Source organism: Paenibacillus sp. EB106-05-06-XG162, from assembly GCF_058791655.1.
This window is the reverse complement of record NZ_JBYTDT010000014.1, coordinates 50521-68321: the sequence shown is the minus strand read 5'-3', so window position 1 is coordinate 68321 and position 17801 is coordinate 50521. Positions and strand designations below refer to the sequence as shown.

Sequence of the window (17801 nt, the reverse complement as noted above, 5' to 3'; positions counted from 1 at the left end):
CTCACGTTAAGGCATGTATAGAAATGCGGTAACTGCACCCGGCAGCACAGCATACATAAATGGGAATTTCAGCATCTTCCCCTCTCCAAAAGATATCCACGTTCTCCGCCGAATCAGCATGATGACCACAGCAATTGCTCCTGCATATAAGACGGAATACATCAAGGATTGCATCGTAAATTGCAGGCCTGTTACCGCTCCGAGTGCTGCGAATAACTTCACATCCCCGGCTCCAACCGCTTTGAACAGATATAGTACGAATAATATTGCAAATCCCGCTCCCGCACCATAGATTGCATATAAGAATCCAGCCCATCCTTCCGTCACGGCATGAAGCCCCAGCCCAAGAATGGCAATCGGCACTGTCAATCGATTCGGGATTTTCGAACGCGTCACATCCGTATAAAAAGCAATACCTAAATAAATGGCGCATAATACCGCTACAATAATCGTCAACCCTTACCCTCCTTCATCGATTCTTGAACTTGAACCTGCATTTCCGACTTCTGACCATCGACTGTCTCAACGACAATCTGGACCGTACTTCCCTTGGTCGTATTACCCGATACACGCCATGTCCACTCTACGTTGCCTTCTGCATCTGCCGTCTTCTCACCCAAATATTTCGCCGTACTCTTACCGCTCTTATAGTAAACGACCACTTGAACCGTCTGATTCGGCTGTACCTTCACTTTGACTGTAGCATTGGATCCAGGCTTCATCGGATTCGGTTCCATCCCGACGATTTGCGGTTGACCCGTTGTCCCTTCCGAACCCGTTCCCGTGCCTGCACCCGAGGTATCACCAATCCATGCCCGTTCTGCCGCTCTCGCCTGTATGACCAGCTCCTTGTCCAGGAACGGGACTCGCATCGGCATCGTATACGAAAGCTCTAGAGCAACGAAAGTTGGGGTTTTCTTCTTCAAATTCGGGAACGAAAATCGTGTCACATGAATTCGTTCCTCACGCAGCATGGCATCCTGAAGATAAGGTTTAAGCAGCGGCTTCACGAGTGTATCCCCAGCGGCTTGATAGAGCGCATCTTCGGTGCGACGATATAGCTCTGTATTCTTCACCCAATCCCCAATCGGAGGTGGAAGAATCCGGTTATACGTCTCTGCTACCTCTTCCATCGTCAGCATTCCCCCGCCACCTGTCTCGGACCCCTGTGCCGCTGTAGCTCGGTCCATGACAATAGAAACAGGATACAGATGAGTCGCCAGCTGTTTGACCGTATTCGAGACGGTTAATTGCAGCGCAATTGACGTATATACCATCTGGATCATATAGATTAGAAAAATAACAAAAAACAAAAAGATAGGCAGAACCATGGCAGCTTCAACCGTCATGCTCCCATGCTCTTGGCGCCGCATCTTCTTATGGAGTTGCTGTAACATGATTCGCCTCCTTTGGAGCAAATGTTGAGTTACATATTAGTAGGTAAAGGCTGCTTTTTTGGTTATATAGTAGCGACTCCCTTCCACTTCCCCTTGGGAGATAAACTGTGTTAATCGCAACGTCTTCATGACACCAGGCAGGAACCACAGCCGTATGGACGCCCTTACATCCCCTTCGATTGTCGTCACTCTCTCGTTCGGATTGATTTTCGTATTGAATTGAATGACGGCCAGCATACGGGACATCATTGCTTCGTTCCGGCTGTGCAGCATGAGGAACATCCGGAGATAGTCTTTATATGTCAGACGGACAGGTACATATTTGGACATTTCGATATCCCCGTGATTCACCAATTCGAGCATATCCTGAATTGCATGTTCGACCCCATAGAGAATTGCTGCTGCTAGAATCAGAAGAGGATTACCCATCCGGCTGCATTCCACAAGTCCTTCCATTGTTCGAATCGCAAGTCGCACACTGAAAATTTCACCATAGGAAGCCGCTAGATTACTACCTGGGTGATGAAATCCATAGAGGATATATTCCAGCTCTTGGCTCGGCACTTGCAGCGCATCCACCAATTGATCACTCATATCTTTCGAGGTGAAGAGGTCTTTCAGCTTCTCGGGCTCAAATCTCGTAAACCGATTCACCGCATACTCATTTCGATAGAATTCATCACGCATACCAATCAACATCCCCGCCATTCCGCCATATAAGTCATCCATCATCGACATGGAATCCTTGCTCGCATCTTCGGGTTGATCATTTAGATTGGATTGACTTGCTTCCTGTTCCGCACGAGCATTGAAATTCAGGTTATCATCATAAAAGTGCCGTAACTGATTGAATTGCTCTTGCCCCTTCTGTGCTCCAGCTCCTACTTCTTTCAGCTTCTTCAGAAGACCAACTACTTCACCCAGCTTCGCCTTGGACTTCGCTTCCGCCTTCTTCCGCTCGGCATCCGAACTGCGGTAGGCCTGAATAGCTGCCTCCCTTGCTTGCAGGACATTAACACCACCATGCCTCACATAGGCATTCAAATAGTCATTAATTGCTTGGCTCAGTCGTATTACTGCTTGCTTCAGTGGATAGGCGCTTCCTGTAGTACTTGGCACAGCCGACGATACGATAGAATCAAAATCCTGACTTACTCGTTCAAAACGTTCAAAGGCTTGGATCTGACCTTGAACTTCACGTTCAAATTGCTGAATGAATTCATCCGGTAGAATCAATTGATCCACCTGATTACGTATGTCTTCGATCGCCGTTGAAGTATCACTCGGGAGTTCTGAAAGTCCGCCACTCGGTGTGCGACCATTCTCTACCTGATCGTAAGCCTCTTTGTTCTGTGCTCTAGCTTCGGCAATGGTTCGCTTCATTTGTTCATTAAGTGCCCTGATTTCTGCAAATTTCGGAAGCACCGCTTGCAGTTTTTCACGATGCTGCCGCTGTACTCGATCCACAAGCTCTCTAAAATCACGCTGGAACGAGCGAACATCTTCCTCATACCCTGAGGTCTCATCCGAATATGCCGGCGATTCATCTTCATCTCTTATCGAATCCGCATATTTCATCCGAACATAGTCTTCATATTGCGCGGCAATATCGACAGCTCGACTGATTGTTCCTACCATTGTATTTGCAATGCTATACTGACCATTGCCTCCAACATAGCGGACATCAAAATTGGTACGGGATACTTGCTCGCTGGCCCGCTGCTGCGCTTGAAGCACCTCATCCATCAGCTTCTCTCGCTTCTCATATTGCTTCTGGAGCGATACGAGTAAATCTGTCGTGCGTGACGCTTCCTTCATCTGCTGCGACATCGGCTTCAATCGATTAATGATTTCAAGGGTAAAGTCAATCGGCGCCTTGTATTTCATATCCTCCTGGATCTGATGCTCAAATATGGGATAGCGCCCTAACTGATTACTGCCCTCGATACTCTGTGTATCTGGAACAATATCTAATAGTCGAACAGCTGACCCTTTGAGGGATTGTATCCCGGTTGCCTGTTTCAACGAATCGGCGAGCAATGCATTAGAATCTGTTCCACCTTGCGCGAATAAACCGTATTTTTCTTGTAAAATCGGATCATAACTTGACATCACTGAACGCATACCCGACTTCGCCAGCTGTTCTGTCTGGAATTGAAAAGCTGCGATTCGGGCGTAATCTATAAAAACCGCAATAAACATAAAAATAATGGCCACAATCATAATGAGAAATACCGTTACAGTGCCATGCTGCTGATCCCGCAGCTCCCGAAAGGGGAGCAAAATGCTCAAGCGGTTGTTGTTCTTACATCGCTGCTTGCGCATGTCTCTCCCCCTCATTTCCACAAATGACAAGCAATTTATTTCTTACCTTTACTTCGCTGCTGCTCAAGCACTTCTCGTGCTTGCTCTTGGGTTACGGGCGATCCGCCTCCGCTTCCCGCATTCTTGAACTTCGCACCGTAATAGCGAACCAGCTCAACGGTTCGAATAAATTCAACGGGGTCGACAACGGAACTGCTAACCTGCGTCTGCAAAGAGACTTGTCTGCCCATCATCCATTCTAGCGGCTTAAATCGGAGCGGATTCAGAACATCCACCGTCACCGAACGTCTCCAGCCTTGGTTCTGATACTGCATCGTCCCTTGGATCGCTGCTGGAACCGCGACAGAGGCGCCCGCCATCTTACGCGTAGGCAGACTGTTCACCTCACTCCCTGAACGATGAAGTTCATAGGAAGTTCCTTGTGCCTGCCCCGTTAACCCAAATAGAACATCCAGCGTCTGATCATCCGTAAGCCGCCAATACAAACCATCAAATTGACCATATTGGAAGACGCCTGTCGCTGCTTCTTTCGAAGAATTGTCCCAGTTATACGCCGTTCGTTCCACGGACACCGATCCAATATAGACGAGGACAACTTTCTGATAGGTATAGAGACAGAAGAATAGCAGTCCAATAATGATCATGAATATAAACGGGAACAACATCGACGCCTCGACGGTGAAGCTGCCATCTTCCTGTCTCAACTTGTTAATTTGCTGTCTAAAGTTACGCATCATATCCACTTATTTCTGATACAGCTTATCCGTTTCATCCATCGTTTTCCCCATCAACGTATCAATCAGTTCCGATATCTTATCTTTAAAAATAAGAACAATGACTACGAGCACAGCAATAATAAAGATTATCTCAACCGTCCCAAGACCTTCTTCCTCTTTCCAGACCGCCTTTAGCGATTTTCCTACATTCAACATCCCTCAACACTCCTCATCGTTATTAATCCCTTACACTCATGCACTCATCATCATGAAGATCGGGGTACATACCAATACCAGCAACAGAAAAAATACAACAACCATTGGGAACACTAGCTTAGATGAGGCCTCCTCCCCTCGCACTCGGCTTACTGCTTTCCGTTTCTCCCATAGGATTCGGGACAAATCGCGCAAGGCAACGACAAATTCACCCCCTCCTCTTCGATAGTTGAGCATAATGGTGGTCGTGAAGATCGAGACTTCCTGCAAGGCACATCGCTTGCTGAACTGTTCAAAGGATTGCTGGAAGGAATACCCCCCGCTCCATTCATGGATCATCTGAATCAATTCTTTGTATAGCGGATGCGATGTTTGCGACCTCTTGCGATCCACACATAATGTGAGCGCTCGTTGAACCGTCTCCCCCGCATCTACCAGCAAGATCATCTGATTCAAGAACTCCGGCAATTCCAGCAAAATCTCATGTTCCCTGTTCTTCACACGCTTGTCCAATCCTTTCAATTGAGCCAAAGGCAGCAGTACCGCAAGCATCAGTCCTACGCCAAACCCAGCTAAGCCACCATCCGTCAGCATGGGAAGCAGACAGGCGAATATAAGCATGAAGAAGGCATAGTTCAGAATCTCCGCCATGAACAACGTACTATACAAGGCCGATACCTGACTTCCATACAACACCTGCATAGCGCGTTGAATACGGTAAAATATCGCTGGAATGCGCTCGATCCATCGGATTTCTTCCAGTAAATAAAGCATTGGAGATGCAACTTGCAGCAGCTTCATATTCGGAACAGACGCAGGAATTCTTTCTTTGAACCGCCCCCCTGCGCGCAGCGCGCACACGCCCCAGCCAAGAAACAGCAGCAACGCAATCATTCCCCATCCTAGGGTCGGCATTTCCATTCAACCTCCTTTACCAGGGGAAATATCATGTCATACACGTATATCCATAATCTTCAGAATCCAAGCACTACAAGCCACTAATCCCACCAGAACAAAAGTTGATATAACGAATCCAAACCCTTGATACATCGGTTGCATGAACTCGGGAGCGCTCATATTCAAGAAAGCGAGGAACCCCACCGGAGCCAGCATAATAATCTTGGATTCGAATTTCTTCTGGGCTACCATCACCGCAATCTCTTGTTTCACGTCCATCTTCTCCCCGATCAAATTCGACGTTCGGCGCACAACCTCAACGAGATCGCCACCTGTACGTTTGCAAGCAGAGAACACTTCGGCAAAATTCGTAATATCTTCAATGCCCGCCCGCTGGCTTAAATCAAGTAAAGCCTGCTCAATCGGCTCCCCATTCTCCAAGCGTGAACGGATAATGCGGAATTCCCGGATCAAATCGGTATTCGCATCGGGATACAAAAGCTGTAAGTCTTGAATCACCTCATGAAAGCTATTCTCGACGGATCTTCCTGCAGCGAGCGATGATGAAATCGAGTACAACGCCTGCTTGAATTGCAGACTAAGCTCGGTTCTACGCCTTAGTAACAAGGATTCACGCCGGAATTTGGGATATAGAGCACCTGCGCCAAAACACAGGATTGCAGCTACGAGATTGTGATAGAACAAGTAACCTACGATACCGAAGATCAATCCTGCCGCAACAAACGCCGTCAGCCATTGTATCCGAGACAGCTTGTACGCCGTGTAGATCGTTAATCCTTCAGGCATTTGCCTATCAATTTGCACGGAGGGCACTTCCAGATCAACACCGGCAACCTTCAACCGTCGTCTTCGCATCCGCTCCTGTGCAACGAAAAATCCTCCTGTCGCGATCGCAGCTACCAATGCCAAAACAAGTACGTTCATCCATCTCCCCCTCTACCTTTTTAGTTGATCGTCTTCGTTCAGTAGGCCTGCCATCTGAAGCTTACTCATATCCTGTAATCCATGTCCTGTCGCACGCAGTTCACCTTTTACTTGACCGGCCTCTTCCCCCTCTTCTTGGAATCGGAATAATGGTCGTAGTACCACCTCCCCCTCCTCAAGTCCTATCACTTCGCTAATTTCCATCACATGTCTGGATCGATCACGAAGACGAGAAAGGTGAACGATAATATCGATCGCAGAACAAATCTGCTGACGGACAACCTCTATTGGTAGCGGCGCACCACTCAGCACCATCGTCTCCAAGCGGCTAATCATATCCTGTGGGCCATTGCTGTGCCCGGTGGACAGGGAACCATCGTGGCCGGTATTCATCGCCTGCAGCATATCTAACGCCTCAGCACCCCGCACTTCCCCAACAACAATTCGGTTCGGACGCATCCTTAGTGAGGATCGAATCAGATCCCTGATCGAGATTTCTCCCTTGCCTTCCGTATTCGCATTCCTCGTCTCCAAGGCAACCAGATTCGGCACGGTACGAATTTGCAGCTCCGCGGAATCCTCAATCGTAATAACCCGTTCATCGCTAGGAATATATTGAGACAACGCGTTCAAGAATGTCGTCTTCCCAGAACCCGTTCCCCCACTAATAAAAATGTTATATTTGCCACGAACGAGCTGCTGGAGAAACTGTGCCGCCTCGGAAGTCAGTGCCCTCTTCGCGACCAGATCATCCATCGTCATTGGCTGATCCGGAAATTTCCGTATCGTCATCGTTGGCCCCTTCAGCGCAATCGGCGGCAGAACCACGTTGACACGCGATCCATCCTTGAGCCGTGCATCGACGATTGGCGACGATTCATTCACGACGCGATTCACTTGCGCAACAATCGACTGAATGATGTCTTCTAACCGCTCCTGCGATTCAAAGACAACCTTGGCACGTTGAACTTCCCCATCGACCTCAATAAAGATCTCCTCATGACTATTAATCATAATCTCTGTAATGCGGCGGTCCTCCACGTAAGGCTGAAGTACGTCCAAACCGCGAAACGTGTAGTACACCCGGCGAACAATTCGCTGCTTCTCCGACGCCGTCCAACTTGGAGCAAGTTCATATCTGAACACGGCTTGTTCGATCATCTTGTACAACTCGTCATCACTCGTTGAGCCGGATAAATTCAAACCCGTTCGGACGGTCTGGCGGATTGATGCTACCCATGCCTCTTGATCATCCATGCTGCATCATCCCTTCATCAGCGCATAATTTCATGACAGCAGATTGAAAGGAAGCTGCTTGCAGTAAAACATGCGGCTGCTCGATTTGTTTCCATGCGGCGATATAGGGAAGATAGGCCCCCACGCGAATACGCGGAGAACGAACTGCATTCACCATTTGTCCGACAAATCTATTAACTGTAAAGCAGGTCTTATGCAGCAGCGCCGACACCTCTTGGCTCGATTGATGAAGCTCCAAATACTGAAGCACTTGCTCCGTCTTCCATATCGCCAAGGCATCATCTTGAATGAGCCAGAACAGCTGATCAGAACGCTCCAATGCTGCAAGAGTCCGCTCTTCTAACGCCGAATCCAAATCCATGACAACCGTATCATAGGCACCCGTATGCAGGATCAGATCAAGCAGTTGGCAAGTATCCGCCTTATTCAACTGTTTCATTTCATCCAAATTATGCAGCGGCTCAAAATAATCAAAGCTCATCGCCGGTCCCCTCGATTTCATCCCGTTCCATTCAGCGAGCAGTTCTTCCATGCGGCGCCCCGCCTTCAAATAATACAGGAGCTTCGACAGTCGATTGTCGGAATCAACGGCCTGTGGGCTTCGACTGGGCTCCATTATGAGTGCCGAACCATTCAGCATCTCCAGACTAAGGTAGAACACGCGCTGTCCCTGCAGCGTCAGCTGCTTGCACAGATTAAGCGCAAGTGTCGTCTTGCCCATCCCGGCAATAGAGGAGTAAACCGAAATAACTTTCGTGCGCCCTGCATTGCCCCCGTTCGCCGAGCTCGAAATCCGCTCTCCGCCATAGCGTGACAATAAGGAGGAGAGCAGCACATGCAGCGGCTGGTATTTACCAATCTTCTTTCCAGCCTCCGCAGCCCCCTGTCCCCTGGTGTCCTCACTTAAGATCAGAATCGTACAAGCACAATTCGCGGTACTATCCCCTGCTAGAAATGCCTCCTCCGCTATGATGAGGTCTACCGAAGGCTCATGCTGCACGTAATATCGGAAGGATTCAAGCTGTGTGAACGACTTCATCATCACATCATGCACGAACTCCGAAGACTGCACATAATGCATGAATATCTCCGCATATTCACGATCCGCAGAGGCCAAAACAAGGTTTAATTTCTTCATGTGATCTCCTTCCTTCCGTATCTGTTCGTCATCACATCGCCCCTACCATCTTGAGCACACCGCCAATACAACACACGACACCAATCACAGCCATGAACACCGCCGTCTGAAGTACCCATCGTTGCAAGCGGAACCCTCCTTTCTCACCGAAACGCAAAAAAACCGCCACCAACCGCAGGATATCTGCGATTGATGACGGTGCTTCCGTTCATCTGCTCTATATTTAACGCCAGAATAGCACATTTATTTCCAACTGTCAAGAATGTAAGTGTACATTCAGTCCTTGACGATTGACATGTCTCCCATGATGAATTTGGATGGTTTCGTTTTATTTACGGAACCGGCAAATTTGGTGTTAGAGCCAAATATACTATCCTGCGCGAACACATGAGAGATTTGGACGTGATCAGTCAGTATACTGTTCTCAATACGGCAGTTCTCCACAACACAGTCTGGACCAATATATACATAAGGCCCGACTACACTTTGGGTTATTTGGGCTGAGGGGTCAATTTGTACAGGTGGGTTAATGACGACATCGGTATTTCCAAATAAATGCTCACTGTTTCTTTCCATTTTATCCTTACTCATTTTGTAACGATTTGCGCTGAGCCAGCGTTCAGGGCTTCCTATATCAAAGAATGGTTCCGTTGTTATGCTATAATCTACATGCTGGCCTTGATCAATCAGGATCTGCAATGCATCAGACAATTCATACTCCCCCCGCTTGGATGGGACAAGTTGATCAAGGATACTCCATATGCTGCTGCTGAACACATATGCACCCACAATTACAAGATCAGATCGAGGGACTTTGGGCTTCTCCTCCAACCTCACGATCTTGTTATTAGAAACTTCGACTACCCCGAAATCATTCGGGTTCTCCACGCGAGTGAGAAGAAGTGCGGCAGCAGATTTTCCATCGCTCATCAAATCGATCAGCGACTGAAGATCCCCTTCGATCAAATTATCGCCAAGCATCAGGAAGAAGGACTCATCCTTAATAAACGAATGGGCACTTTTCACAGCATGAGCGATGCCCAAGGCTTTTTCTTGCAGCAAGTAAGTGAGCGTTGCCCCATAAGCTTCTCCGCTGCCTAATAGCTCTCGAACACTTTCTTGTGATGTGTTCAGGACGATACCAATTTCATGAACGCCTATACTCATCATCTTATTAATAATCGATACAATAATAGGTTCTCCGTTTACCGGAATCATGCACTTTGGCCTTGCATAGGTGAACGGTTGAAGCCTCTTTCCTTGACCCGCACATAATATTAGTCCTTTCATAGCAGCCTCCTAAAAACCCACGCCCGGCCGTAGTTATGGGCAATTCTTATTCGCAGGAATAGGTCTAGCCAGGTTTGATCAGCATCTCACTGTGCATCGCCGTTTTCTTTCCATTGTTCTAGTGACAAGCACACTTCTACGTCTCGTCTACTTAACGGATTTTCGTCTAGACATGATGAACATCCCAGCATTTAATATCTCCGGCAAAATGGGCGATTTTATTATTCAAGTCATGCTCATGGCTCGATTCGAAATCCCCTCTCCGTCGCTCATCGTTTGTACCCTCGTGTTCCATTATATTATGTTTGTTGAGAACGATTGGAAAGGCATACCCCCAATCCATTCACCCAATTTTATGTACTCCTGGTTCATCAATTTCTGCCATTGAGCAGCACTTTTAAGCCTTTGTTCGCTTGCCAATGACGTTATTTCTGCGCCATACTTAAGTCTACATACATATGAATGACATAAGGAGTGCCTATTGCTTTGAAAAAAAACTTATCTCTTCTCATTTGCATTATACTAGCGTTTGTTCTTATTGCTGCTGGTTGTAGTACAAATTCTACATCCGCTGACGATACCAATGCGAAAGTCGTGAAGGTCGTGGATGGCGATACGCTGGATGTCGAATTCAACGGCAAAACTGAGCGTATCCGCCTCCTGCTCGTCGATACACCGGAGACGGTACATCCATCCAAACCAGTGGAGCCTTTTGGCCCCGAAGCATCGAAGTTCGCCAAAGAAACCCTCTCGAATCAGCGCGTTAAACTGGAATTCGATGTCTCGGAACGCGATAAGTACGGACGACTACTCGCCTATGTCTGGATCGATGGCAAGATGTTCAATGAACTGCTACTCGAAAAAGGTCTTGCCCGGGTCGCTTACGTCTACCCGCCGAATGTGAAATACGTCGATCCATTCCGCGCCATTCAATCCAAAGCGCAGAAGGCAGAGCTCGGCATCTGGAGCATCGAAAATTATGCAACGGATCGCGGATTCGATGATTCAGCTGCGAAGAAGAATAGTAAGGCCAGCGAGAATTCGAAGCCTTCAGCCCAAACGAAAGACAGCAGCAGCTCGAAGTCAAATCAGCCTTCCATCGGCTCCTGCAAGAAACCGACGATTAAAGGCAATATCAGTAGCAAGGGCGATAAAATCTATCATGTTCCCGGTGGTCAATCGTACGAATCGACCAAAGCAGAGGAAATGTTCTGCTCTGAGGCAGACGCCGAAGCAGCTGGATTCCGTAAAGCAAAGCGTTAAAACACAAAAAAAGATCCCCAAGTACAAAGCCGCAATTCGGCCTCTTGGGGATCTTTTGGCATTCAATTTATTTCAAAATCGCTTCAATCTCCGCTAACTCATCGCTGCTAAACTCCAAATGATTGATCGCTGCGACGTTCTCCTCCAACTGCGGCACACGGCTCGCTCCGATCAGAACCGACGTCACGCGTCCACCGCGCAATACCCACGATAGCGCCATTTGCGCTAAGGACTGACCACGTCTGGCCGCGATCTGCTGCAACTTACGCACCTTCTCGATGACCGCTTCTGTCACGTCTTTCTTATTCAAGAAACCGCCACGGCCTGCACGAGAATCCTGCGGAATACCATCCAGATAACGATCCGTTAGCAGTCCTTGAGCAAGCGGCGAGAACGCAATGCTGCCTACGCCATTTTCCTCAAGTACATCTTGCAGACCATTTTCAATCCAACGGTTGAACATCGAATAGGAAGGCTGGTGAATCAAGAGCGGCGTTCCTAGATCGCGTAGGATTCGAACCGCTTCCGCTGTTTGCTCGGCATTGTAATTCGAGATGCCCACATACAACGCTTTTCCTTGACGAACGATCAAATCGAGCGCAGCCATCGTCTCCTCCAGCGGTGTATCTGGGTCTGGACGATGATGGTAGAATATATCGACATAATCCAGGTTCATCCGTTTCAAGCTCTGATCGAGGCTAGATACGAGGTATTTTTTCGAACCCCATTCCCCATACGGCCCTTCCCACATGTAATACCCGGCTTTCGTCGAAATGACCAATTCATCCCGATACGGCGCTAGATCCTTCTGCATCATCCGACCGAACATCGACTCCGCTGAACCCGGAGGCGGTCCGTAGTTATTCGCTAGATCAATGTGAGTGATGCCGAGATCAAAGGCTCTGCGCAGCAGCGCTCTGCCGTTCTCCTCCGTATCCACCCCGCCGAAATTATGCCACATGCCTAATGAGACTGCAGGCAGCTTCAAACCGGATTTGCCGCATCGATTGTATTTCATCGTGCTGTAACGCTCATGATTTGCTTGATAAGTCATTGTACTTGCCTCCCATGAATCGTATTGAAGTACATGCTTCTTCAACAAAATGGTAAAGTCTTACGGAGGCAAAGTCAAATAATACCTTAGTCTCCGGAAATAATCCGGAACGTCCCCGTCCCAATCGAACCAAGATGACCTTCACGATCCGTAATTGAGCCGTAGACGGTTAACATTTTGCGAGATTGATGTAATAAATCTGCAGTTACGATCAATTTCCCAGCATACATCGGGGCGACAAAATGAACATTCAGATTCGTCGTTACCGTCTTCGCACCTGGCAGAAGTGTAGCAATTAATACCCCCATCGCATTATCCAGTAAAGAAGACAGCACACCGCCATGCACCATACCGATTAAATTCATATGATGCGCTGTTGCCTCCAGACTAATGACGGCTTGTTTTGGAGACAACGACTCCAGCTGGCATCCAAGATACCCCCAGAACGTCTCCTCAGCTGCCTCCGCAATCTTCGCAATATAGGCCTCCCGTTCAGCCTCATTCATATCCATCCTACGCACCTCCCTGCATCCAACCGAGCAAGCACTTGTGCCGTGCTATTTCCCTTTCGGGGTCTTATTCAATTCTTCCTCCAAGAGCTTACGGCGCAGCACTTTTCCGATAATGTTCTTCGGTAGTGATTCACGGAATTCATACAACCGCGGCACTTTATAAGTGGCTAGACGCTCGCGGCACCATGCGGTAATCTCTTGCTCTGACGTGAACTCCCCATCCCGCAGCACAATGTAGGCTTTGACCGTCTCGCCGCGGTAATCATCCGGGACGCCGACCGCAATCGCTTCTTTAATGCTCGGATGTTCGAAGAGCACTTCGTCGATTTCGCGCGGATATATTTTGAACCCGCTGGCGATGATGACATCCTTTTTCCGATCCACGATTGCAAAAAAACCATCTTCATCCATCGTGCCCATATCCCCGGTATAGAGCCATCCGTCATGCAGCACTTGCGCCGTCTCTTCCGGTCGCCCCCAATATCCCTTCATGACTTGTGGGCCTTTGACGAGCACTTCGCCTACGGTACCTATCGGCAACTCCTCTCCCGTCTCGGGATCGACGATTTTGGCATCCGTATCGGGCAGCGGTATGCCGATCGTTCCGATTTTACGCTTCTCCCAGACCGTATTCGCGTGAGTCACAGGCGAGGCTTCCGTCAGTCCGTACCCTTCAACCAGTCTGCCGCCGGACAACGCTTCGAACGTCTCCTGCACTTCAATCGGCAGCGGCGCGGATCCGCTCACGCAGGCTTTGATCGAGGACAGGTCATATTTAGCAATATCCTTATGGTGGATGAGTGCAATGTACATCGTCGGTGCCCCAGGAAAAATTGTCGGTTTAAGCTTATCGATCGTCTTCAGCACTTGACTGACTTCGAATCGAGGCAGTAGGAGCAGCATGCCTCCTGAATACACACATTGGTTCAAAATCACGGTAAGGCCAAATACATGGAAACATGGAAGTGCTCCGAGATAACGTTCCTGACCAAACTCGGCGCGATAGAACCATCTCGCGATTTGAAGCGTATTGGCAATGAGGTTCTTATGGGTGAGCATGGCGCCTTTGGGAACCCCCGTCGTTCCTCCGGTATATTGCAGAACGGCCAGCTCTTCATCGGCATTCACCTGCACCATCTCAAACACGGGAGAGGCCCCCGTTAGCAGCTTGCGAAATGAATGTACGGAACTATTGTAAGTGACCGATAAATTCTGGCCGTCTTTCTTCGCTTTGATGGGATAGAGCCACTTGACTGGAACAGGCAATACATCTCTCAGCGAGGCTACAATAATATGTTGTATGGATGTCTGCGGCTTTACGGCGAGTACGCGCTGATGCATAAAGTCGAGGGTAACGATCGCCTTCGTGCCAGAATCCTGCATCTGATGCCGCAGCTCCCCCTCCATATAGAGGGGGTTCGTCTGAACGACAATTGCACCAATGGAGAGAATGCCGAAGTAGGCGATCACCATCTGCGGACAATTGGGCAGCATGATCGCAACGCGGTCTCCTGCCTTGATGCCTAACGTGAGTAGGGCGTTCGCGAAGCGATTCGATTCACATAACAGTTCGCCGTACGTCATTCGTTTGCCCATGAAATCGATGGCGGGACGACTCCTGAACTTCGTTGCGGAGTCGACCAGAAATTGAGCGATGTTCTGATTCGGATAATCATTCGATGGAGCGACTTCTTGCGGATAATGCCTTAACCAAACCTTGGATGAATGCAAAATTGAACACATCCCTTCCTTAATGGATTAAGACTGGTATTTCTCCCCATGAATGACCCGAGCTCCGATCGCCCGTTTAAGCTGCGTCGTGTTCACCGGGGTGTTGCGCGTCAGCTTCTTCAAGATCGACAGCTGTGTCCGAAGGATATCGCCAGACTCCAGGGTCGAGAGTGTAATCTTCGCTTCGGATTCGATCCGTTCGAATGCTTCTTGCGCGAACACCTGTGTCATTTGAATATAGTTCATCGATTCCGCCTCAGAAGACCGGGCGACCTGCTTCTCGGCGCGCAGCAGCGCACTTTCCAGTGCATAGATCTGAATCATCATATCAGCGAGACTGCTCAGAATCTCTTGCTCGGCTTCGATCCGCGTTCCCACCTTCTGAATTGCAACGCCACCGGCAAACAAGAAGATTTTCTTCGCCATACTGAGCAAATGACGTTCTTGTTCAAGCACGCCGTCGAAGGTCTGCCCTGGAATGAGCTGCAGCAGCTCCGATTGTAAGGCTTCAGCCTTTTGAATAAGCGGCAGCTCGCCTTTCAACGCTTTCTTCAGCAAGGTTCCTGGAATGAGGAGCCGATTGATCTCATTCGTTCCTTCGAAAATCCGATTGATCCGCGAATCCCGATAGATCCGTTCGATTTTGTACTCTTGGATGAAGCCGTAGCCGCCATGAATTTGGACGCCTTCATCGGCGACAAAGTCGAGTGCTTCCGAAGCAAATACTTTATTGATGGAGCATTCGAGTGCGTATTCCGATATCCCTTTGGCCGACTGCTTCCCTGCATCGGGACTCGTATGATCCAAATCGCTTAGAATATGATCGATGTATCCTGCCGTGCGGTAGACCATGCTCTCCATGACATACGTCGCAATGTTCATCTCTGCGAGCTTCTTCCCCATCAGTGGGAAGGAAGCAATCGGCTTACCAAATTGGGTCCGAACATTGGCATATTGAGCCGCGATATGGATCGCTTCCTTCGCCCCGCCGAGACAGCCCGCACCAAGCTTGAACCGCCCAATGTTGAGAATGTTGAACGCAATGAGATGCCCTTTGCCTACTTCGCCAAGCAGGTTCTCTACTGGGATATGCGCTTCTTCGAAAAATAACGGGCGCGTCGAGGAGCCCTTGATCCCCATCTTCTTCTCCTCTGGTCCGAGGGTGAAGCCTGGTGTATCCTTCTCTACAATAAAGGCGGAGAAGTGCTGGCCATCCACCTTCGCATATACGATGAACAAATCCGCAAAACCCGCATTCGTAATAAATACCTTTGAACCGTTCAAGATGTAATGTTGACCGTCATCGGACAGCTTAGCAGTCGTCTTCGCACCGAGCGCGTCCGAACCCGATGTCGGCTCCGTCAAGCAATAAGCCGCGATCTTCGCCCCAGTGGCTAGATCAGGCAGATAACGTTTCTTCTGCTCCGGCGTACCGAAGAATACGATTGGAAGGGTTCCAATCCCGACGTGGGCGCCAACAGATAGTGCAAAGGAGGAGGCTCCCGCTAGCACTTCATTAATAATGGTAGAGCTGACTTTATCCAGCCCAAGTCCCCCATAGATCTCCGGGATATCCGAGCTGAGCAATCCGAGCTCCCCTGCCTTGCGCATCAGCTTCACCGTCAAGTCATAGTCCAGCTTCTCCAGATGCTCATCCTGCGGTAGAACATCCGTCTGCAGGAATTGCTTGGTCGTCTCCGCGAACATGCGCTGTTCTTCGGTAAAATCTTCCGGTGTTACAATCCGATCCGGCGAAATATCTTCAATCACGAAGCTGCCGCCGATGATACGATCGATCACTTTCCCCATCTTTCTCCCTCCATGTATGCAATGTATTGAATCGATCTATTCATGTACTTCAAATACACCCGCAGCCCCCATGCCTCCGCCGATACACATCGACACGACACCAATCCCGCCGCCACGTCGTTTCAGTTCATAAATTAGGCTCGCAGACAGCTTCGATCCGGTGCAGCCTAAGGGATGACCTAATGCGATGGCTCCGCCATTGACATTGACCTTCGATTCGTCCAAGCCAAGCTCTCGAATAATATGGATGCATTGCGAAGCAAATGCCTCATTAATCTCGAACAGATCGACTTGATCGATCTCGATTCCGGCGCGTTTGAGCGCCTTCGGTATCGCCTCGACAGGGCCGATGCCCATCACTTCCGGGGCAACTCCCGCAACCGCGAAGGCCCGGAATGTCGCGAGCGGCTTAAGCCCCAACTGCTCGGCTCTTGTTCTGCTCATGACGACAGCCGCCGCGGCCCCATCGCTGGTCTGTGAAGCATTGCCCGCTGTGACCGTTCCTCGGGCTGCGAATGCCGGCTTCAGCTTCGCCAGGACCTCTTCGGACGTATCCGGCCTTACTCCTTCATCACGATCGAACACAATCGCGTCCTCAACGAGCTGCCCACGTTCATCTACATGACGCAGCTTCGTCTCTAGGGGGACAATCTCATCTTCGAACTTCCCTGACGCTAACGCTGCAGCCGCCTTCCGGTGACTATTCGCCGCGAAGCGATCCTGGTCCTCACGGCTAATGTTGAACTGCTTCGCTACTTGTTCAGCGGTATGCCCCATGGCCATGTATACGCCCGGCAGATCCGAGACAATCTGCGGATGCGGAGACGGTCTGAATCCCGCCATCGGCACATGACTCATACTCTCCACGCCGCCAGCAATCACGACATCCGCTTCTCCGAGCATAATACGATCCGCCGCGAACGCGATGGATTGCAGGCCCGATGCACAGAATCGGTTAATCGTGAGTGCAGGAACCGATACGGGAAATCCCGCATATTGCGCCATAATCCGGGCGAAATTCAATCCCTGCTCCCCTTCCGGCATCGCACATCCGATGATGATATCCTCGACATCTCCTTTGGATAACCCCGGCGCTCGTTCTACGACGGCATTTAATACCGTTTTCCCCAAATCTTCCGCCCGCGTCTGTGCCAGACTTCCTCGCTTCGCCCTTCCGACCGCGGTACGCGCGATCGATACGATGACAGCCTCCTGCATCATCGTTCACCTCACTTTCTATCGTCTCATTCC

The 17801-nt window shown here is 49.4% G+C and carries 16 protein-coding genes; 1 reads left to right on the top strand and 15 read right to left on the bottom strand.

Annotation, left to right across the window (positions count from 1 at the left end; all coding sequences use genetic code 11):
- Nucleotides 1–6: 6 nt before the first annotated feature.
- The 10 genes from AC3WU2_RS23595 to AC3WU2_RS23550 form a co-directional block, all read right to left on the bottom strand.
- Nucleotides 7–456 carry an A24 family peptidase gene (locus AC3WU2_RS23595; protein WP_492457442.1) on the bottom strand — a complete coding sequence of 150 codons (450 nt, stop codon included), beginning with the start codon at nt 454–456 and terminating at the stop codon, nt 7–9.
- Nucleotides 453–1397, bottom strand: coding sequence for a TadE/TadG family type IV pilus assembly protein (locus tag AC3WU2_RS23590; protein WP_492457441.1), 945 nt, complete (start codon nt 1395–1397; stop codon nt 453–455). The genes AC3WU2_RS23595 and AC3WU2_RS23590 overlap by 4 nt, the downstream gene beginning before the upstream one ends.
- 36 nt (nt 1398–1433) lie before the next feature.
- Nucleotides 1434–3722, bottom strand: coding sequence for a hypothetical protein (locus tag AC3WU2_RS23585; RefSeq protein WP_492457440.1), 2289 nt, complete (start codon nt 3720–3722; stop codon nt 1434–1436).
- A gap of 35 nt (nt 3723–3757) precedes the next feature.
- Nucleotides 3758–4459 (bottom strand): TadE/TadG family type IV pilus assembly protein, encoded by a 702-nt coding sequence (locus AC3WU2_RS23580; protein ID WP_492457439.1) that lies wholly within the window; start codon nt 4457–4459, stop codon nt 3758–3760.
- Between the two features lie 6 nt (nt 4460–4465).
- On the bottom strand, nt 4466–4654 hold the full coding sequence (locus AC3WU2_RS23575) for a Flp1 family type IVb pilin (RefSeq protein ID WP_018756414.1): 189 nt from the start codon (nt 4652–4654) through the stop codon (nt 4466–4468).
- Between the two features lie 36 nt (nt 4655–4690).
- Nucleotides 4691–5569, bottom strand: a complete 879-nt coding sequence (locus AC3WU2_RS23570; RefSeq protein WP_492457438.1) for a type II secretion system F family protein — start codon at nt 5567–5569, stop codon at nt 4691–4693.
- A 36-nt stretch (nt 5570–5605) separates the two neighbouring features.
- Nucleotides 5606–6496 carry a type II secretion system F family protein gene (locus AC3WU2_RS23565; RefSeq protein WP_492457437.1) on the bottom strand — a complete coding sequence of 297 codons (891 nt, stop codon included), beginning with the start codon at nt 6494–6496 and terminating at the stop codon, nt 5606–5608.
- Between the two features lie 12 nt (nt 6497–6508).
- On the bottom strand, nt 6509–7753 hold the full coding sequence (locus AC3WU2_RS23560; protein WP_492457436.1) for a TadA family conjugal transfer-associated ATPase: 1245 nt from the start codon (nt 7751–7753) through the stop codon (nt 6509–6511).
- Entirely contained in the window at nt 7746–8891 is a 1146-nt protein-coding gene (locus tag AC3WU2_RS23555; RefSeq protein WP_492457435.1) for an AAA family ATPase, read from the bottom strand. The genes AC3WU2_RS23560 and AC3WU2_RS23555 overlap by 8 nt, the downstream gene beginning before the upstream one ends.
- Before the next feature lie 276 nt (nt 8892–9167).
- Entirely contained in the window at nt 9168–10181 is a 1014-nt protein-coding gene (locus tag AC3WU2_RS23550; protein WP_492457434.1) for a sugar phosphate nucleotidyltransferase, read from the bottom strand.
- A gap of 486 nt (nt 10182–10667) precedes the next feature.
- Here AC3WU2_RS23550 and AC3WU2_RS23545 point away from each other — a divergent pair, with 486 nt between their 5' ends.
- Nucleotides 10668–11444, top strand: coding sequence for a thermonuclease family protein (locus AC3WU2_RS23545; protein WP_492457433.1), 777 nt, complete (start codon nt 10668–10670; stop codon nt 11442–11444).
- 67 nt (nt 11445–11511) lie between these two features.
- On the opposite strand, the gene mgrA is transcribed toward AC3WU2_RS23545, so the two are convergent.
- The 5 genes from mgrA to AC3WU2_RS23520 all read right to left on the bottom strand — a co-directional run bounded on the left by mgrA (nt 11512) and on the right by AC3WU2_RS23520 (nt 17768).
- Nucleotides 11512–12498, bottom strand: coding sequence for an L-glyceraldehyde 3-phosphate reductase (gene mgrA, locus AC3WU2_RS23540; RefSeq protein WP_492457432.1), 987 nt, complete (start codon nt 12496–12498; stop codon nt 11512–11514).
- 86 nt (nt 12499–12584) lie between these two features.
- The gene (locus tag AC3WU2_RS23535) at nt 12585–13010 is read right to left on the bottom strand and encodes a PaaI family thioesterase (RefSeq protein WP_492457431.1); all 426 of its coding nucleotides are present in this window, start codon (nt 13008–13010) and stop codon (nt 12585–12587) included.
- 45 nt (nt 13011–13055) lie between these two features.
- Complete coding sequence (locus AC3WU2_RS23530; protein ID WP_492457430.1) at nt 13056–14753, bottom strand: long-chain-fatty-acid--CoA ligase; 1698 nt, start codon at nt 14751–14753, stop codon at nt 13056–13058.
- Between the two features lie 15 nt (nt 14754–14768).
- Nucleotides 14769–16550, bottom strand: a complete 1782-nt coding sequence (locus tag AC3WU2_RS23525) for an acyl-CoA dehydrogenase FadE (RefSeq protein ID WP_492457429.1) — start codon at nt 16548–16550, stop codon at nt 14769–14771.
- Nucleotides 16551–16586: 36 nt separating this feature from the next.
- The gene (locus AC3WU2_RS23520; protein ID WP_492457517.1) at nt 16587–17768 is read right to left on the bottom strand and encodes an acetyl-CoA C-acyltransferase; all 1182 of its coding nucleotides are present in this window, start codon (nt 17766–17768) and stop codon (nt 16587–16589) included.
- Nucleotides 17769–17801: the final 33 nt, after the last annotated feature.